This window comes from Pleurocapsa sp. FMAR1 (assembly GCF_963665995.1).
Taxonomy (GTDB): domain Bacteria; phylum Cyanobacteriota; class Cyanobacteriia; order Cyanobacteriales; family Xenococcaceae; genus Waterburya.
In genome coordinates this window covers 3,278,386-3,296,370 of the sequence record NZ_OY762512.1, presented here as the reverse complement: position 1 = coordinate 3,296,370, position 17,985 = coordinate 3,278,386, and the positions used below count along the sequence as shown (strand labels likewise).

Annotated in this window: 21 protein-coding genes, 1 tRNA gene and 4 pseudogenes; 11 read left to right on the top strand and 15 right to left on the bottom strand. The window is 38.0% G+C overall.

Going from position 1 to position 17,985, the window contains the following annotated elements; all coding sequences use genetic code 11:
- Positions 1–135: 135 nt before the first annotated feature.
- Together purM and SLP02_RS26740 are read left to right on the top strand one after the other, a co-directional pair.
- The gene (purM, locus tag SLP02_RS16080; RefSeq protein ID WP_319421703.1) at positions 136–1,158 is read left to right on the top strand and encodes a phosphoribosylformylglycinamidine cyclo-ligase; all 1,023 of its coding nucleotides are present in this window, start codon (positions 136–138) and stop codon (positions 1,156–1,158) included.
- Positions 1,133–1,270, top strand: a complete 138-nt coding sequence (locus SLP02_RS26740) for an HNH endonuclease (protein WP_413467215.1) — start codon at positions 1,133–1,135, stop codon at positions 1,268–1,270. The genes purM and SLP02_RS26740 overlap by 26 nt, the downstream gene beginning before the upstream one ends.
- 9 nt (positions 1,271–1,279) lie before the next feature.
- Here SLP02_RS26740 and SLP02_RS16075 read toward each other — a convergent pair whose 3' ends face one another.
- On the bottom strand, positions 1,280–1,825 hold the full coding sequence (locus SLP02_RS16075; RefSeq protein WP_319421702.1) for a Uma2 family endonuclease: 546 nt from the start codon (positions 1,823–1,825) through the stop codon (positions 1,280–1,282).
- Between the two features lie 10 nt (positions 1,826–1,835).
- Entirely contained in the window at positions 1,836–2,213 is a 378-nt protein-coding gene (locus tag SLP02_RS16070; RefSeq protein ID WP_319421701.1) for a Fur family transcriptional regulator, read from the bottom strand.
- Positions 2,214–2,507: 294 nt separating this feature from the next.
- On the opposite strand from SLP02_RS16070, the gene purS reads away from it, so the two are divergent.
- From purS to SLP02_RS16055, 3 genes are read left to right on the top strand one after another with little or no spacing between them, the layout of a single operon-like run.
- Positions 2,508–2,774, top strand: a complete 267-nt coding sequence (purS, locus tag SLP02_RS16065) for a phosphoribosylformylglycinamidine synthase subunit PurS (protein ID WP_319421700.1) — start codon at positions 2,508–2,510, stop codon at positions 2,772–2,774.
- Between the two features lie 22 nt (positions 2,775–2,796).
- On the top strand, positions 2,797–3,489 hold the full coding sequence (gene purQ / locus SLP02_RS16060; protein ID WP_319421699.1) for a phosphoribosylformylglycinamidine synthase subunit PurQ: 693 nt from the start codon (positions 2,797–2,799) through the stop codon (positions 3,487–3,489).
- Positions 3,490–3,529: 40 nt separating this feature from the next.
- Positions 3,530–4,438 (top strand): D-hexose-6-phosphate mutarotase, encoded by a 909-nt coding sequence (locus tag SLP02_RS16055; protein WP_319421698.1) that lies wholly within the window; start codon positions 3,530–3,532, stop codon positions 4,436–4,438.
- A 130-nt stretch (positions 4,439–4,568) separates the two neighbouring features.
- On the opposite strand, the gene SLP02_RS16050 is transcribed toward SLP02_RS16055, so the two are convergent.
- A complete protein-coding gene (locus tag SLP02_RS16050) occupies positions 4,569–4,742 on the bottom strand; it encodes a metallothionein (RefSeq protein ID WP_319421697.1) in 174 nt (57 codons plus the stop codon).
- Positions 4,743–4,874: 132 nt separating this feature from the next.
- Here SLP02_RS16050 and SLP02_RS16045 point away from each other — a divergent pair.
- Positions 4,875–4,947, top strand: a tRNA-Phe gene (locus tag SLP02_RS16045).
- Positions 4,948–5,283: 336 nt separating this feature from the next.
- Here the strand turns inward: SLP02_RS16045 and SLP02_RS16040 are convergent.
- The 4 genes from SLP02_RS16040 to SLP02_RS16025 all read right to left on the bottom strand — a co-directional run bounded on the left by SLP02_RS16040 (position 5,284) and on the right by SLP02_RS16025 (position 7,399).
- The gene (locus SLP02_RS16040) at positions 5,284–5,487 is read right to left on the bottom strand and encodes a hypothetical protein (RefSeq protein WP_319421696.1); all 204 of its coding nucleotides are present in this window, start codon (positions 5,485–5,487) and stop codon (positions 5,284–5,286) included.
- 616 nt (positions 5,488–6,103) lie between these two features.
- Complete coding sequence (cas12k, locus tag SLP02_RS16035) at positions 6,104–6,532, bottom strand: type V CRISPR-associated protein Cas12k (RefSeq protein ID WP_319421695.1); 429 nt, start codon at positions 6,530–6,532, stop codon at positions 6,104–6,106.
- Between the two features lie 54 nt (positions 6,533–6,586).
- Positions 6,587–6,916 (bottom strand): hypothetical protein, encoded by a 330-nt coding sequence (locus SLP02_RS16030; RefSeq protein ID WP_319421694.1) that lies wholly within the window; start codon positions 6,914–6,916, stop codon positions 6,587–6,589.
- 9 nt (positions 6,917–6,925) lie between these two features.
- Positions 6,926–7,399, bottom strand: coding sequence for a hypothetical protein (locus tag SLP02_RS16025; RefSeq protein ID WP_319421693.1), 474 nt, complete (start codon positions 7,397–7,399; stop codon positions 6,926–6,928).
- Between the two features lie 171 nt (positions 7,400–7,570).
- On the opposite strand from SLP02_RS16025, the gene SLP02_RS16020 reads away from it, so the two are divergent.
- Positions 7,571–8,065, top strand: a complete 495-nt coding sequence (locus SLP02_RS16020) for a hypothetical protein (protein WP_319421692.1) — start codon at positions 7,571–7,573, stop codon at positions 8,063–8,065.
- Positions 8,066–8,068: 3 nt separating this feature from the next.
- Here SLP02_RS16020 and SLP02_RS16015 read toward each other — a convergent pair.
- A pseudogene (locus SLP02_RS16015) lies at positions 8,069–8,890 on the bottom strand (cysteine desulfurase family protein); the annotation flags it as partial.
- A gap of 24 nt (positions 8,891–8,914) precedes the next feature.
- Between SLP02_RS16015 and SLP02_RS26735 the strand changes: the two are divergent.
- Positions 8,915–9,188, top strand: a pseudogene (locus SLP02_RS26735) (IS701 family transposase); the annotation flags it as partial.
- Between the two features lie 167 nt (positions 9,189–9,355).
- On the opposite strand, the pseudogene SLP02_RS26730 reads toward SLP02_RS26735, so the two are convergent.
- A pseudogene (locus SLP02_RS26730) lies at positions 9,356–9,475 on the bottom strand (IS982 family transposase); the annotation flags it as partial.
- Positions 9,476–9,944: 469 nt separating this feature from the next.
- Between SLP02_RS26730 and SLP02_RS16005 the strand changes: the two are divergent.
- Positions 9,945–10,052: pseudogene (locus SLP02_RS16005) on the top strand (nitrate reductase associated protein); the annotation flags it as partial.
- Positions 10,053–10,188: 136 nt separating this feature from the next.
- Positions 10,189–11,178, top strand: a complete 990-nt coding sequence (gene moaA, locus SLP02_RS16000; protein ID WP_319421690.1) for a GTP 3',8-cyclase MoaA — start codon at positions 10,189–10,191, stop codon at positions 11,176–11,178.
- 270 nt (positions 11,179–11,448) lie between these two features.
- Here the strand turns inward: moaA and rpsD are convergent, their stop codons facing one another.
- The 5 genes from rpsD to SLP02_RS15975 all read right to left on the bottom strand — a co-directional run bounded on the left by rpsD (position 11,449) and on the right by SLP02_RS15975 (position 15,337).
- Positions 11,449–12,057: a 30S ribosomal protein S4 gene (rpsD, locus tag SLP02_RS15995; protein ID WP_319421689.1), complete on the bottom strand. Its 609-nt coding sequence runs from the start codon at positions 12,055–12,057 to the stop codon at positions 11,449–11,451.
- A gap of 139 nt (positions 12,058–12,196) precedes the next feature.
- Positions 12,197–12,799 (bottom strand): Crp/Fnr family transcriptional regulator, encoded by a 603-nt coding sequence (locus SLP02_RS15990; protein WP_319421688.1) that lies wholly within the window; start codon positions 12,797–12,799, stop codon positions 12,197–12,199.
- 84 nt (positions 12,800–12,883) lie between these two features.
- Positions 12,884–13,414: a sterol desaturase gene (locus SLP02_RS15985; protein ID WP_319421687.1), complete on the bottom strand. Its 531-nt coding sequence runs from the start codon at positions 13,412–13,414 to the stop codon at positions 12,884–12,886.
- 74 nt (positions 13,415–13,488) lie between these two features.
- Positions 13,489–13,827, bottom strand: a complete 339-nt coding sequence (locus SLP02_RS15980; protein WP_319421686.1) for a P-II family nitrogen regulator — start codon at positions 13,825–13,827, stop codon at positions 13,489–13,491.
- Between the two features lie 49 nt (positions 13,828–13,876).
- Positions 13,877–15,337: a DASH family cryptochrome gene (locus SLP02_RS15975; RefSeq protein ID WP_319421685.1), complete on the bottom strand. Its 1,461-nt coding sequence runs from the start codon at positions 15,335–15,337 to the stop codon at positions 13,877–13,879.
- A 135-nt stretch (positions 15,338–15,472) separates the two neighbouring features.
- On the opposite strand from SLP02_RS15975, the gene SLP02_RS15970 reads away from it, so the two are divergent.
- Complete coding sequence (locus SLP02_RS15970; protein ID WP_319421684.1) at positions 15,473–17,020, top strand: hydantoinase B/oxoprolinase family protein; 1,548 nt, start codon at positions 15,473–15,475, stop codon at positions 17,018–17,020.
- A gap of 114 nt (positions 17,021–17,134) precedes the next feature.
- On the opposite strand, the gene SLP02_RS15965 is transcribed toward SLP02_RS15970, so the two are convergent.
- Positions 17,135–17,410: a DUF1830 domain-containing protein gene (locus SLP02_RS15965; protein WP_319421683.1), complete on the bottom strand. Its 276-nt coding sequence runs from the start codon at positions 17,408–17,410 to the stop codon at positions 17,135–17,137.
- Between the last annotated feature and the right edge of the window lie 575 nt (positions 17,411–17,985).

Below are 17,985 nucleotides of genomic sequence, written 5' to 3'. Positions count from 1 at the left end.
ATGCTGGAGTAGAAGATACTGGTATAGTTGTTGTCGTTAGACTATCAGCAGATTATGCGATCGCGGTTAAGATCAAATTGAGTTCATATTGTTCATCCTAAACCTAAAGCTACTTTTATCTAGACAATAATACCTATGGATTATAAAGACGCTGGCGTTGATGTAGAAGCAGGACGCTCTTTTGTCTCGCAAATTCGCCAAGATGTTGCCAGTACAAATCGACCCGAAGTTTTAGGAGGACTAGGAGGGTTTGGCGGTTGTTTTCAGATGCCGTCGGGCTATCAAGAGCCTGTATTAGTATCTGGTACAGATGGAGTTGGCACAAAACTAAAAATTGCTCAAGAACTTGAACGACACGATACTGTGGGCATTGATTTAGTGGCAATGTGCGTCAATGATATTTTGACTTCTGGTGCAGAACCTTTATTTTTCTTAGATTATTTAGCTACAGGCAAACTAAACTCACAACAGTTAGCAGATGTGGTTAAAGGAATTGCCCAGGGATGCCGTCTTAGCGGTTGCGCTCTTTTGGGAGGTGAAACCGCAGAAATGCCTGGATTCTATCAATTAGGGGAATATGACTTGGCGGGTTTTTGCGTAGGAGTAGTCGAAAAAAGTAAGCTTTTGAATGGCTCACAAGTGCAAGAAGGAGACGTTGCCATTGGGCTAGCTAGTACAGGAGTGCATAGTAATGGCTTTAGTTTGGTTCGCAAGATTGTCGATACTGGCGGTTATTCTTGGTCAGATACTCCAGACGCATTAGGTGGAAACAGTTTGGGCGCAGAATTAATTACTCCTACCAAAATTTACGTTAAGCCGATTTTGGAGTTTCTCGCTACAGGCAAACAAGTTCACGCTATGGCGCACATTACTGGTGGCGGTTTACCAGAGAATTTACCCCGTTGTTTAAATAAAGATCAATCGATAGAGGTTAAGCTTGATAGCTGGAAAATTCCGCCAATTTTTAACTGGTTAGCCGAGGCTGGAAAAGTAGAACCAGAGGCAATGTTTAATACTTTTAATATGGGTATTGGTTTTGTAATCATTGTGCCTCCTACTCAAGCTCAGTCTAGTCTCGATTGGTTTGAGTCTCAGAATATTAGCGCCTCAAGAATTGGCAAGGTGATTTCTGGTGATAATACTTTGTCGTTTATTTAATACATTTTTATACATAATTCCTTTCTCTAAAGGCGGTAGTAATGCGTTGAGTAATTTACAAACTCTTTATAGCGACTGCAATAAAGGTAAAAGCAACAGATTTTCTGGTTGATGATTTTTGTTAATAGAGCAATAAATGCTTAAGTTCTATAGAAACATTAGGAAAAGACTGAAGAGATACTGTACCTGTAGTAAATTCTTTAGTCTGGCGGTAAACAGATTTCTCAGATTGAGCAAACACCCATAATTTTTTGTTGGGTAAGTCTATTACCCAATATTCAGGAATACCATTGCGAGCATAGGTAATAGTTTTTTCTTTTAAATCTTTCTCAAGAGTTCGATTTGATACTTCTATTAACCAATAAATATCTTCAGGATAAGGATGATGTTGCTTATATATCTCTTCGGGCAAACGAACTATAACTATATCGGGTTCGGGTTCAGAATTATCTAGAGTAATCGGATGTGACTCCTTAACATCTGCTAACCCCCTCAAAGTTCTTCTCAGGTACTTTACGACACTATCGTTAGTATAGCTATGAGGAATGCCCTCTGGACTCATTTCAATCAGTTCTCCTTCTAATAATTCCACAGGTTTACCCTCTAATAAGCCTGTTTCAATTAACTGATGATAATCTGCTACCGTCCACTTGTATCGAGTTTTCATTTTAATTACATTAATTACACTTTTGGCACAAACCAAAAAATTCTAGGGTGTGATAGTAAACTTTAAAAGTATGAGACTTTTCTAGCTGTTTTTCCAAGTCATGTACGGGACATTCATCAATGGCAATAGACACACCGCAGTTGACGCAGGTAAGATGATGGCGATCGCTTTTGATTGGACTATATACAGATTCTCCGTTAGCTAAAGCCCTTACCTGGACTTCCCCCTGAATCTTCAAAGCTTCCAAGGAGCGATAAACTGTTGCCAAACCCATATCCTGTTCTCGATTGCGTAATTCGATATAAAGATCCTGAGCCGAAATAGAACGTTTTAGACTCTTAAGGACTTCCATTATTCGCTCTTGAGAACGAGTGCGTTGGGCTTTCATAATTGTTTATATCGAATTTAGATATATAGATATATATTTTACCGCGGAATGCGGTCAGCGCAGCGCGAAAAGCCGTTGCGGGGGTTTCCCCCGTTGAGGCTATTGAGCAAGAAGGCACCGTCCGTTTAGGAGTCCGTGTCGCCTGTGGTTTCCCAGGCGTTTATATCGGACGTGGCGGTGTATCGCTGACTGGGCAAACATAGAAATTGAATTTTGAATTTGATTATCTTGAACCATCTACACTATAAAATCAAGGAGGCGATCAAGCTTTGCGTAATAATTAACGGTAATTCTATGGCGATCAAATATCAGGCTCGTATCTATGTTACTCTTCGTTCCTCAGTTCTCGATCCAGCAGGTACGGCGGTAGAATCGGGATTAAAGCAAATGGGATATACCGAAGTGGAATCTGTCAGAATTGGTAAATATATTGAATTGAAGTTAAGTGCAGCCAATGAAGAAGAGGCAAAACAGCATTTAGATGCAATGTGCGATCGCCTTTTGGCAAATACAGTAATTGAAAATTATTACTTTGAACTAACTGAACTAGCTACAGCGTAAGATTACCAGAGGAGTCAAAAAGATGAAGTTTGGGGTTATAGTATTTCCTGGTTCAAATTGCGATCGTGATATTTCTACGGTAACTAAAGGGTTACTAGATGCACCGACGCGCATGGTCTGGCATCAAGAAACAGACATTTCAGATATTGATGTAGTGGTTCTACCTGGAGGTTTTAGCTACGGTGATTATTTACGCTGTGGGGCGATCGCGCAATTTTCTCCCGTTATGAACAGCATCATCGAACACGCTAAACAAGATAAATATGTCTTGGGGATCTGCAATGGTTTTCAGATACTTACAGAGGTTGGCTTGTTACCAGGGGCATTAATTCGCAATCGTGGTCTACATTTTATCTGCGATCGCGCTCCTATTAAGGTTGAACGTAACGACTTAATCTGGACAAAAGATTACCATGCTCAAGTGATTACCTTACCTATTGCCCACGGTGAAGGCTGCTATTTTGCCGATGATAATACTCTAAAAGCTTTAGAAGATAATAATCAGGTAGTATTTCGTTACTGTAGTGCAGCAGGAGAAATAAACGCTGACCATAATCTCAATGGTTCAATGAATAATATAGCAGGAATTGTTAACCAACAAGGCAATGTATTAGGTATGATGCCTCACCCTGAAAGGGCTGCTGACAAAGCGATCGGCGGCACTGATGGTTTGGCTATGTTTGAAGGATTACTGAAGTCTTTAGCTGTTGCTTAGTAAGATGTAATTCAAGCTAAATTTTACCAGGAAAATCACCATGAATATCGAACAATTAAACGCAGATTACGGCATCGCTAACAAAGTTCAGTTTGTTGAGGGCAAAGGTGGTTTTCCTATTATCAAAGTCAACAACGAATATGCTCAGGCTGTTATTTCAGTCTATGCTGGTCAAGTACTATCTTTTCAACCTGTAGATCAGGCTGAAGACATAATGTTTTTTAGCAGCAAAGCCTATCACCAAGAAGGTAAAGCAATGAAAGGCGGTGCACCAATATGCTGGCCCTGGTTTGGACCCGATCCAGAAGATAAAGGACGTTCTAGCCATGGTTTTGTGCGCAATCGCCTGTGCCAGATGCGAGAAGTAGTCAGCACTCAAGATGGTGCTACTAAAGTCACATTAGGACTAACAGATACAGCCGAGACTAGAGCAATCTGGGATTATGGATTTGATTTTGCGATCGCCATTACCGTTGGTAAGTCTCTAACCGTCAAACTAATTACCCGCAATACAGGAGACAAGACATTTTCTATTACTCAAGCTTTGCACACTTACTTCAAAGTGGGAAATATTAAGCAAGTGCAGGTGCTTGGTTTGGCAGGCAATGATTATATTGATAAGGTTGATAGTGGTAAACAAAAAACCCAATCTGGCGAAGTAGCTTTTGATCGAGAGTGCGATCGCATTTATCTAAATGTGCAGCCAGAATTAACTATCAATGACGGTGCATTAGAAAGACAAATTAAGATTACTGCTACCAATAGCAAGACAGCAATTGTTTGGAATCCCTGGGCAACTATTTCAGCAAATATGGCTGACTTAGAAGACCATGACTATCAAAACTTTGTCTGTGTAGAAACTGCTAATGCGGCTGACGAAGTAATTGAAGTGGCTGCGGGTAGTGAATACAAGCTGACTGCTAACTACGCAGTAACTAAATCTGCATAGCGCATTTTTGATTGCTTATATTAATTAACCAATTAATAGTCTAATTCATCATCTCCATGCTGAAGAAACGAAGATGATGATGTCAAAAAAACTATTTACAAACTGAGGGACGATGAATACATAGTCGTTGCTATGAGGTTTCACCACAGCCACAGTCTGACATTTTACAACTTTGATCATTTGCATGACCATTAGCACAGGCGGCACAACAATAATATTGGTCGCCTTTTTCAATTGCATTTTCTAAAGATATTTCGCAATCACAGCGATCGCAAGAGCATTTTACTAAATTGGTAGTAGTCATAATTTTTTTCTAGTAAGGTAATAAATATATTATATATGAACATACATTCAGATATTAAAATTACAGAAATTATTTATTTCTTGCAAACTAGACATTCAGTTTGCTATATTAGTTGAGCGCAATAATCAGCGAGCCAGGATAGCTCAGGTGGTAGAGCAGAGGACTGAAAATCCTCGTGTCGGCAGTTCAAGTCTGCCTCCCGGCATTTTAGATATATTGTACATTAAAGAATTATTTGTCAGTTTTAAATAATTAATGTCAAAAAACTGCATGGCTTGAACGATTTTATAGGTGTTTGAGCCTATAAATGTGTTTTCCTATGACTAGATTGCAAATATTTTTGCTAAAAAAATCAGATTTAAAGAATTAATGTCAAAAAATAGGACTGCGTTTATAAGTTTTCAGTCCTCTGCTCCTTTCAACTTTTCCAATAATCTCAACATCTCCCGCATCGGCAGAGTCGAAGCAACATAACAGGATCGGGGATGCTTGAATACATCCTTTTTCAACATCTTCCACATTGGGAGAGTCGAAGCAACAATTAACAAATAAAGCATAATAAAAGGTTTTGTCCTCTTTCAACATCTTCCACATCGGGAGAGTCGAAGCAACTCCGCCCTTCTAAACCTTTTTTAACAAGAGCCTTGACCGTTACTTCTGCCAAAGGTAGAAAATGTTCTTCTAAATAAATCAAAATAACAGCTAAAAATAGATTGCTTTTGTTGGCTATGATTTGTAGAAGCAAGAACAGATAAAGGTTTTGTAGTTTCTGTTGAGCCTACTAGGAGTTTCGCCCATGCTTAGGTTCGACAGATTTGTAGGAAAAGTTCCCCACGAAGGGGTGAAAACGTAGCCACAAGACGATATATTCGTACCCCGAACATCATAGTTAAATGATTCTTGAGTCAGAGCTATACTTACAAACCTTTGGTCTTTATAAGGGCATATAAATCATTTAGACTTACACAGACGTATCTTATAAAATAGTTTGTAAGCTTGACTGATAAAGTGTCCTTCCCCTATCAATCAACTCATTTGCTGGTGGCGCAAACTAGACTATAATAGAGAACAACGAGTATTTTCTAAAATAGTTTTTTCCCAATCCGCAACTAGAACGCAGAATTGGCAGCAAACGTACTTTTCATCAACAAAGTTGTTCATCAAGAGTGAAATGCTTTGCTTAACTGAATCAAGCACTGTGAGCTAGTAGCTACAAAAGGTCAGAAAGTACGACTGCTTTCTAAACAGCCAAACAACCCCACACTTATCGTAATTCCAGATTGGAATATACGGCGCATATTACTTCAATAATAAATTATCTAGGTACAAAAAAACTATAAGAAATGTTTAAAAGCTGCGGTCTACCCTGTGGTTTTTTGACGATTACGATAGGCAGTTAAAGCTAAATCTCGTGCTTGTATTTCAGGTATTTCATTGAATAATTGGCGCTCGCATTCTATAGCAATACCTTTTTGAGTCGCTTTTGACGCGATCGCATCACACAAACGAGCATAGCTCCAGCGATGAATGCTTTGGCGAAAATCTTTAGCATATTGTTTTTGAGTCTTTCTACATCCAGGTATCTTCGCCTCTGCTTTAGCCTGTATTTCGCTATCTAGAATTTCCCTGGCATTTTGAAAATCGGGCAGAACAATACTGTTTACTCTATATTGGATTGCTATTTCTACTATTGCTTTCGCTAACAGGCGATCGACATACTGACCTAATTCCGATTCTCCAAAACGATTATCGGCAAATTTCGTTATTTGCCTGTTGTCTCTTGGCATCATTATCTTGTTGCTGCTGTCTGCGTCTGAGAAACAGTTCGTACTGAGTGTGCTTTTTCACTTTTTTCTCCTTCTTTGGTTTCTTTTCTTTCTCTGAACGACAAACCAAGATTTGTAAATATTTTTGACTAGCGTTTTAGCGGAAGTACTAAATCTACCAGGCATTCCATCATATTTTGGTTGTTGCTTGAGTTGTTTGGCAATTTTATCGATCTTCTCAACTGGAATATATCCTTGAACTATCCATACATCTAATTCTGGATGAGTTTTAATCTTTTCTAAGATTTCACTTACCAATAAAGTGTTTTGTTCTATCATCAAGTTCCACAGATAGTGAAGAGTTTCTTCTGTAGCCTGTAGAAGACATTGAATGCTAATAACAGCCATAGTTTTATCTCAATCTAAAGGCTCAAGTTCTGTTTCCCAACAAATACAACTAGAGAAAAAAGAATTAATTGTAAAATCTGCGTTGTTAAGAATTAGATATTTCCACCGCCACTGATTGATAGAGCGATCGATGGCATAAAAACGACCAATTACAATTCCATAATCTTCTATCGATTCATGATCAACTTTGTCTCCATAAAGAAAAAGTGGCATTTCTGCGCTGTCAGGAAAATTAATCGGAAGACTGGGAAAGCAAGTCAGTGGTAAAAGTTCGCTATTTTCTATCTGCGTAGGTTTCTGGATTAATTCCAAATTATCTGCCAGATGCTCTACGAACAATGCAGTTAATAAATGAATTTCTTCTGTTTTTTCTAGCCTATACAAATAGGAAATCTTTGTTTGTAACTTTTTAATGCCCAAATTTTCAGCAAGATTAGGCAAAGCCGTATTCTGAGGCAAATTATTTTTGATGGATTGATTCATAGTTCAAGCTGCGATCTCACGAATAGCTTACTCTGGCGATCGATAGGATAAATATACAAAAAATTAGCAATAATAGCAATATATTTTATATCGCTATAATAGCGTTATTAATTTGTCTACGAAATCATGTGAGAAAATGGAGTATGAGCGATATTGGTAGATAAATAGCGAGTGGTAGATAAACGTAGATCATCTGAATATAAGGAATTGAGGGGATTTATTCCTAAGTCACTGACCATGGAGTTCAAGGCTGCCTCCAAGAAAGTAGGACAAAATATAAATGAGACTCTAGAGGAAGCTGTTAAGGATTGGATTAGCAAGCAAGAACAATCTACGGAACGGCGATCACAGAATTCTTTTCAAGAAGATTTAACTTTTTCTTCGCTACCTACGATCTCCACTGCAATCGAGAAAACTTTAGATAATCCAGACTGGGGTTTGAAGCATTTAGCAAAAGAAACCAAAATTTCTGTCAGTAGGCTGAAAAAATTATTGTCAGGCGATCGCCCGACTGATGAAGAGATTAAGAAATTAGCTGGATACCTGGTTAAATTAGAGGGTTTGGTTTTCGACCGAGAAGAGTTAACTGATATGCGAATAGCTGAAGAACTTAGACAGAGACAGTTAGAAAGGTTAAAAAGAGGTCAAAGGAAACCCAAAGATTAGTAATTACACCGACATCAAGCGATCAATTTTTTTTACAGCATCAGAAATAATTTCTGCGGATTGTATTATTTCTTCTTCAGTAGTAAATTTCCCCAAACCGATTCTGAGCGAGCCTGCGATTAGTTCTTCGGGTAGATTCATCGCTCTCAAGACATGAGATGGTGCTGCAACTCCAGAAGAACAAGCCGATCCAGTAGAAATTGCCAGGTGAGCGCGGATTCTAGCAAGAACGGCACTATTGGGAATCCCTGGGATAGAAATATGGAGGTTTCCAGCGAGTCGAGAAGTTAGATCGCCGTTGACAACTTGATTGGGGATTTTTTCTTGAAGCAGATTCTGTAATTTATCCCGTAGTCGTGTAATCGCTTGTTCATCTTCTTCCATTTCCAACATTCTTAATCGACAGGCTTCACTCAAACCCACAATACCAGGTACATTAAACGTTCGCGATCGCAATCCTTTTTGATGACCACCACCAAAGATAATCGGTTCTAGATGATCTCCTTTTCTGACAATTAATGCTCCTATTCCTTTGGGAGCGTAAAATTTATGACCAGAGATTGCTAGATAAGTAATTCCCCATTGTTCAAAGTCGATTGGTATTTTTCCTACTGCTGGAGAAGCATCGCCAAGAAAAGGAATATTATATTTTTGAGCTATTTCACCAATTTCTCGAATGGGGTAAATATTAGCAATTTCGTTATTTGCTGCCATGACACATAGCAGAGATAGTCGTTGTTTGCAGACTTGTTCGAGATATTCTAAGTCTAATCTGCCAAGAGAATCAACCTGGAGACTAATAATATCGGCTAACCCTTTTTTGGCACGAGAAAAGAAAGAACTTACTAGGAAATAACTACCGATCCTGAAACTATTCCAGAGAATTCAACTTCTTTTGTTATGACTAATCTTCAAGAGACTAGAAACAAAATGAAAAAAACTCTTGGTAACTTATATGGACTGAGAACATGGGTTGAATATGGCTTTCGACAATGCAAGCAAGAGCTAGGCCCGACTAATTACAGATTTACCAAATTTGATGAGATTAGTAAATGGTGGGAAATCATCATGAATGCTTATTTGATGATTAGTTTAAATACTGAAGCTTTTTTGTCTTTGAGCCCATCTAATATCTCTAGTTTAGAAATAGAGCAGAGCAACTTTAACTGGGCTTCTCATCTTGAATAGAATGCTCCAACTGGATGGAAAAATGTCTTAAATAATTGTCGTTTAATTATTCAACCAACTCTTTTATTATGCTTGGTTTCTCCCTGGTTAGAGATTTTTCCTAATTCTTCTGGCTCTACATCTTTTTATTCCTTCATGATTTAGCAACTTTTTCTGCCATTCAGGTTCAAAATGAAGACAAAAATCATCTACATTACAAAACAAAGCATCTAAACTAAATATAGGACAGGTTTACTGAATTTGTTATTATTTTAAGCTTACTACTTGTCCCTTTTCTTATCCCGAACTCAGGTTAAATACTATCGACGTAGCATTTGTTGTCGGTAACTTCCTGGCGATCGCTGAAATTTTCTCAAATCAACATCAAATTTTGACATTTAATTATTTAAACAAACTTATTATTTGAGCTTGAAAAAACTATTAAAGCTCTTTCAAAATAAGGATTATGGGCTTTATTGTGTTTCTTAATATATTGAGTATTTCAGATAGCAATAAAACAGTGAAAAAATTGACACTTATTTTTTAAAGTCAAAAATGTCTTGGAAAAGAATTGACATTTAATTCTTTAAATCTAGTTTTAGTCTATTGGAGTATGATAAAAGCTACAAGCTTTATTATGAAGGGCTTGTAGCCGATTGTAATTTGTGACGCTAATTCTTTAAAATTGACAAATAATCATTTAATGTACAAATGGGAAAATCTGACACAAATGCAAAGATTTGTCCTGATTAAACTAAGTCGATCTAATCATGAAAATAGAAATTTTATTCCTGCTCTTAAAGAGTTTCACTTGGTTTAAAGAGTGACATCAATTAAGCTAAATAATAGAAGTAGAAAAATAAACAGCTACCAAGAAATTAACTGCTATTTTAGCGTAGCGAATAGCGATCGCATTCCCTAATTAATAATATATTTTAACTATACCAAGCCACTCAATGCCTGAAATAGATTATTTACGCATCAGCCTAATTGATAAATGCAACTTTCGTTGCCAATACTGTATGCCAGAAGAGGCAAAGCTTAATTATGTCCTTAACCAAGAATTATTAAGCAATCAAGAAATTCTGACTTTAGTGCGAGATGTTTTTATGCCTTTAGGTTTTACTAAGTTTCGCTTAACGGGGGGAGAGCCATTATTACGTCCTGGGTTAGTAGATTTAGTCAGAGATCTTGCCCAATTGCCCGCCTGCAAAGATCTTGCCCTAACCACCAACGGCTTTTTATTAGCAGATTTGGCACAGCCACTTTATGATGCGGGATTAAAGCGCATTAATATCAGTTTAGATTCTTTAGATCCCCAGATATTCGATCAAATTATTGGCAACCGTGGTAAAAGCCGTTGGCAACAAACTTGGGAAGGAATTTTAACTGCTCATCAAGTGGGGTTCGATCCTTTAAAGCTTAATGTGGTGGTGATTCCTGGCTTAAACGACCAAGAAGTTTTGGATTTGGCTGCCTTGAGCATCGATCGCCAATGGCATATTCGTTTTATTGAGTTTATGCCTATTGGTAATTCTTATTTATTTGGCGAAAAAGCCTGGATAGACTCAGAAGAGATACGGCAGTCAGTTCGTCAAAAATGGGGCTTAGTAGAATCAAATATCAAGGGCAATGGTCCTGCCGATGTATTTCAAATTCCCAATGCCAAAGGCACCCTGGGCTTTATTTCTCAGATGTCCGAATGTTTTTGCGATCGCTGTAACCGTGTAAGACTGTCAGCCGATGGTTGGTTGCGCCCTTGTTTACTCAACGAGACGGGTCAAATTGATTTAAAAACTGCCTTGCGTGACGGTGTGAGCAGTGAAAACTTACAGGCTAAAATCAGTCAGCTTTTGCTGCTTAAGCCAGAAATTAACTTTAAAGAGCGGGACTCTGGTACTGAAGCTGGAACTTATACCCGTACCATGTCCCAAATTGGAGGATAAAAGATGAGGGCGAAGAGATGAAAGAAGGGATGAAAGATACTAGAAAATTTGACATCTTTACTTCTTTTACCTCAGCCTTAATTTTTTTATTTGCGTTTGACAATAATTCAATTGGCTATTAGCTTTCAGGGCTATTAGCTTAAAGCTAATAGCGATTCAGCGCGGACTCGGCGGCAGATGCGGAAGTGCGCCTTTCTCGTCGATAAGCGACTGAATCAAGAAGCTACGAGCAGAAAACTCATTAATTGAGCCAATTGACTCTCAAAGTCTTTACGCCATCCGAGAATAGTACTCAACAACGAGTAGTTCGTTCACCTGAAGGGCGATCCACTCCCGCTCAATTATGCCATTAACCTTACCTGTAAAGGTATCTTTGCTAAATTCCAAATGGCTAGGTAGATTGGCTAAACCTGGATACTCCATGTTAGTTTCTACTAGCTTACGCGAGCGATCGCGATCTCTGATTTTGACCACATCTCCAGGACGACACTGATAGCTGGCAATATTTACAACGCGATCGTTTACCAAAATATGCCCATGGTTGACTAATTGACGTGCAGCAGGAATAGTACCAGCCATTCCCATGCGGAAAATGGTGTTATCCAAACGCATTTCTAGTAATTCGAGTAAGGTCTGTCCTGTAGAACCAGCAACTCTACGAGCTTTACGCACATAGCGTACTAGTTGTTTTTCGGTAATGCCGTAGTTGAAACGAAGCTTCTGCTTTTCTTCTAGACGAATAGCATATTCAGAACGCTTGCGACGGTTTTGCCCATGCTGTCCTGGTGGATAAGCCTTACGTGCGCTTTTTCTAGTTAGACCTGGTAAGTCTCCTAAACGGCGGACGATCCGCAAACGCGGACCTCTATAGCGAGACATATATTATTTCCCCTTTGAAATTGACACTACAGTTACAAAATATCTCCAAATATATGATTATACAGGATTATTATCTTTTATCAAAGGTACATTTTGCTGATATATGTGAACTACTTTAGTAATCAGATCTAACAGCTTACTAACTTTTGATCACTATATGTTTTTCCCTATCAATGTAAACTAATTCTTGACGTTGAAAATCTCCTAAAGTTCTGGTCACTGTAACTCTGGTAGTATTAATAGCTTCTGCTAGGTGCTGATGAGTAAAACGCACCTGCAATCGAACGCCATCGCTCACGGGTTGCCCAATTTCTTGCTTCATTAATAACAACAAATTTTTTAAGCGATCTTCAACTTTTCTGATGGCGATAATTGCTAATAGCTGCTGTGCTTTGAGCAGGCGATCGCTAAATTGACTCAAAAATTGCTGTCCTAACTGAGGATATTTAATTATGTCTTGAGCTGTATAACGTCTGGCATAAACATCCCCCAAGGCAACAGCACGATAGGAAATAAGTGAATCATCTAAACTACCAAAAACACCATTTGATGTTACCCAGCCGACAACTACTTCCCTGCCATCTAACTGGACGCGGTTTAACTGCACCACGCCTCGATAAATCTGCCAAATCTCTGAATCTAGGGTAACGATTTCGTCTCCTCTTTCATATCTTTGTAAAGGTAACTCCTCGACGCTTCTTCCTAGATATAGTTTAGAGCTTGGTTTGTGACTCAGAAACATAATTTAGATCAATTGTTATTACGTGATTATATTAACTTGATTTTTACTATAGATTAGAAAAGTAAACAAAGAATGAGGATAGGGTTAAGCTTTGGATATATCTAAAGGCTTTTGATACTTTTTTTTCAAGGAAATTAAAAATTGCATCCAAGCTATAGCAGGAAGATGGAAAAAAGTAAAAATATCTCCGTATGCCAAATTAACATTTTGATGATGTTGCCAATGCCGTTCTGGAGTAGTAATAAAACATAATCGACAGCAAAAAGCGATCGCCTTGGGAGTTTGCCAATTGATAATAGAAACGTGTCGCCAAATAACGTGCAGTTCACCCAAAATCAGTCCAATAGCCGTACCAACAGGAGATATTTGCCAACCAAAAGGTATAAAAATAAAGTATGGTAATGCTCCCAAAAAGCCATCTACAATCACCAGAGGATTTTTGCTCAAAACTGCATAATGAAAAAAACTACGATTTTTGCCATGATGAACTATGGTGTGAATTTTACCAAAAACGTGTTCTGGTACATGATAAGCAAAAGTAGATAGGAAATCTCCTATTAGAAGCAATAATCCAGCAACAGCGACAATTTTAATTAGTAACAAAGCTAACTCCATGAATACAGTTGCTAGCTTAATCTCTATAAGTTAAGGTTTTTTAAATGATAGTTTAAAACTATAGGTACTTAAAGTTAAATTGCCGTAATTCCTGTTTCTTTTGTTCTGATTCTGATAATTTGCTCGGCATTAGAAACAAAAATTTTACCATCGCCAATTTCTCCTGTACGACCAGCCAGAGATATTTGGCGCACTACCATATCCTGCATTTCGTCTTCGACTATGGTTTCAATTTTGACTTTGGTAGTAAAGTCAACTCGATATTCTGTACCTCTATAACGATTGGTTAAGCCCTTTTTGTGTCCATATCCTTTAATCTCTGAGATGGTCATACCAATTACGCCTACAGAAATCAGGCTGGTTTTAACATCATCAAGTTTATGGGAATGAATAATTGCTTCAATTTTTTTCACTTCTTACTTTTTATGTCTATTAATTATTTATTTTTCGAGAAAACTGCTGCTAATTCTTGACGCTTTGATAAATCTTTTCGTTAGCTTTAACTGATTTAAAAAAGTCCACGACTGGGTGGGGATAATCTACACCTAAGCGTACTCCATAACGTTTTTGTTCATCCTGGCTTAGTTTCCATGGTTCACGAACTTTATCACCAGTCAGAGATGCTAATTCTGGTAGCCAGTGCTTAATATATTCTCCTTGAGGATCGTAATCTTTGGTTTGTTTAGGAATATTAAAATAGCGGAAGCCTCGTGCATCGTTACCAACTCCTGCGGTGTAGTTCCAGTTACCCCAGTTGCTGTACACGTCGTAATCAACCAAAAGTGATTCAAACCATTCTGCGCCCATCATCCAATTGATGCCCAGGTTTTTAGTCAGGAAACTAGCCACATTTTGTCTGCCTCGGTTAGACATGAAGCCTGTGGCTGCTATTTCTCTCATGTTGGCATCGATTAGGGGATAGCCAGTCTTGCCCTCACGCCAGAGATCGAACCTTTGCCAATCTTCTTTCCAGGGTATTTCTAGCCCCTGCATTCCTGTAATTTTAAATACTTGATTGCCGTGTTTTGCCACAATAAAGCGAAAAAAGTCACGCCAAATCAGTTCAAATATTAGCCAGTAGGTAGAATTATTTTTTACTCTTTCAGCTTCGTATTTAATTACCTGATCGTTGATATAGCGTGGAGAAATACAGCCCATAGCTAACCAGGGAGAGAATTTAGAAGAATAGTTAGCACCCAACATTCCATTGCGGGTTTCTTTGTATTCTCGCAGACAATCTGATTGCCAAAAGTAGTCCTGTAAGCGTTTGATGGCTTCAGTTTCTCCACCTTTAAATTTTAGTACTGCTCTTTGGTCAAATTTTGGGGTTTCTAGGCATAATTCGGCTAATCTGGGGATATTTCCTATTTCTATTTCGGGAATGGCTGGTAACTTCTTAGGTGCAGGAATAGCACTATTGATTTTTGCTTTCTTTTCAACCTGCTTACGAAAATTTGTATATAACTCTGGTGTCTGTTTAATCTCGAAAGGCAAATCTTCTGGGGAATATAAAGTTGCATCCCAATAAGTATTAACTTTAATTTTTTGGGCTGATAGGGCTTTTCTCAGCTTTTTCTCAACCTGCTTTTCCTCGGGTGTAGCCTCTTGGCTATAGTGAACCCGATCCACATTTAGCTGCTGGGCGATCGCGGGAATAATTTCTTCTGGTAAACCTCGACGTACAATTAAGTTACTGCCTAACTTTTGCAGAGAAGAACGTAGATCGGTAACGCTTTCAACTAGAAATTGAGCGCGGAAGCTACCCGTTTTGGGAAAGCCAAAGGAAGTTTCGCCAAAGTTGCGCTCGTCAAAACAATAAACAGGAACTATTTCTGCTTGTTGTTGAACTGCCTCATCAAGAGCTAATAAGTCATGTACTCTTAAATCTTGGCGATACCAAATTAAAATACGTTGTTTGGTCATGGAAATAAAAAATGGAAGATTACGCTATTTCTAATAATTAAAGCAATAATTGTTTTTAAATGAATTGTGATTTTTAAAAGCTAAGAGCTAAAAACAAATAAACTAGAGCGAAGTAATTCACCTCAGACGTACTTTATGAGTGTCATCGATCAACCAGATCCTGTTCGTCTAGAGATCTTTAAAAATCTCTATCAATTTATTGCTGAACAAATGGGTATTGTGCTGCAAAATACCGCAGCCTCAGTAAACATAAAAGAGCGATTAGACTTTTCTTGTGCAATTTTTGATAGCTATGGCTTATTAGTCGCTAATGCGCCCCACATTCCCGTACATCTTGGCTCAATGAGTGCAAGCGTAAGCAGTTTGATTAACGAATTAGCAGCTAAAATAAAACCAGGCAATGTTTATTTATCAAACAATCCTTATAACGGTGGGACACATCTGCCCGATGTAACCATAATTACGCCTGTGTTTGGCAAGCAAGATCGAGTAAAACCAATATTTTATGTAGCCTCTCGTGGACATCAGGCAGACATTGGCGGTATAACTCCAGGTTCAATGCCTCCTGAAAGCCAACATATTGAAGAAGAAGGAATACTACTCAATAACTTCCTACTGGTTGAGGCGGGAAACTTTAAAGAGAATGCTATCAGACAAAAATTGGCAGATCATCAATATCCTGCCCGTAACCCTACCCAAAATATAGCTGATTTCCAGGCGCAGATTGCAGCTAATAATCGCGGTCAGACCGAACTTTTAAAGATGGTTGAGCAATACGGATTAGAAACCGTACAGGCATATATGCAGTTTGTACAAGATAATGCTGAAGCAGCGGTTAAAAAAGCGATCGCCTTATTACATAATGGCGAGTTTAGCTGTGAAATGGACAATGGTGCCAAAATTCAGGTCAAAATAACTATAGATCATCAAAATTTAGCAGCGAATATTGACTTTACAGGTACTTCTAGTCAGCTAGAAAACAACTTTAATGCTCCTGCTGCTGTATGCAAAGCAGCTATTCTTTATGTTTTTCGGACTTTGGTTAAAGATAATATTCCCCTGAATGCTGGTTGTCTCAAACCACTAAAAATTATTATTCCTCAAGGCTGTATGCTCAACCCGCAATATCCCGCAGCAGTAGTAGCAGGAAACGTAGAAACTTCTCAAAACATTACTGATTGTTTATACGCTGCTTTGGGAATTATGGCAGCTTCTCAGGGAACAATGAACAATTTTACCTTTGGCAATCAGCAGTATCAGTACTATGAAACTATCTGTGGTGGATCTGGTGCGGGAAAAGACTTTAATGGCACTGATGCAGTACAAACTCAGATGACCAACTCTCGGCTTACCGATCCTGAAGTATTGGAATTACGTTTTCCTGTATTGCTGGAAGAGTTTAGCATTCGCGAAAATAGCGGAGGAAAAGGCTTTAAATATGGTGGCAATGGTGTTGTCAGAAAAATACGTTTCCTCGAAAATATGACAGCGGGAATTTTATCTAATCGTCGTCGTATTTTACCCTTTGGCTTGGCAGGGGGAGAAGCTGGAAAAGCTGGTGAGAATTATGTACAACAAAATGAAACTATTGAAAAACTAGACAGTAAAGCTACTGTGGAAATGCAGCCTGGCGATACTTTTGTGATTGAAACTCCAGGTGGCGGAGGCTACGGCAAACCCTAATGTTTTTCTAAGAGGGAAAAGCTGTTAAAGGGAGCTAAAGCATTTGATTAAATAAAAAGGCGATCGCCTGGATTGACTGCGATCGCTCTTTTCTTGACGATTTTATAAATTATATTAGGCTAATGAATCTGAAGCAGCAGAAGAAGAAGTTAGCTGCAATTCTTGACAATCAATTGTTTCAGACAAAATAGAGCTAATAGCCATACCTGTATGAATTTCCAGTTTAGCTATAGCTGGAGCTTCAAAAATCAGACGTTGCCCAGGAAAAACTACTCGCTCAAAGTACCAGTGGGGAATATTAGTAATGCGTACAATCTCAGTATGAGCAGTAGCATTTACATAACAGCAGAGTGCGGCTTCAGAAGGAGGGTGTGCGGTGGAAGATAACATTGTTTCAATCTAGCTATAGGTCTGTGGTTGGTATGCTTTTTGCTTAGGAATGTGTAGTATTTGAATATTTACTAAATCTCTTACTTAAGATATATTTCCTAGCAATTAAATGAAAGCTGAAAATAGTCAGTTTTCGCTTAATTTAATAAAAACTCAGGGCTTGATCCCTAACGTATATTATATCAATTTTATTAAATATTAAATTGGTTTAATTTTTCTGATAAATTTAAAATAGTCAATTGCTAAGTGTTAATCAATTAAACTTTAGTCTAAAAAAGCTATTGCAATAGAGATTTACAGAAGAATTAGACTAAAAAATAAACTATGTATTTATACTGAATGACCAGTATTTTTTTAGACATTTACTGATTATTGCTTAACCTAACTTATCTACGTAAAAATACAGATAAATACTTTTTTTATACTACCTTAACCAATTGGCGACTGATGTTTTTGCTGCTTTCTAATTTAACAAAAAATTCAAAAAAACTGCATATTATCAGGTGTTTTTTGTGTTTTTAAAATTCGCTCTCTAAATTGTTGTATTAGATTGCCGCATTTGACGGTTAGATAGT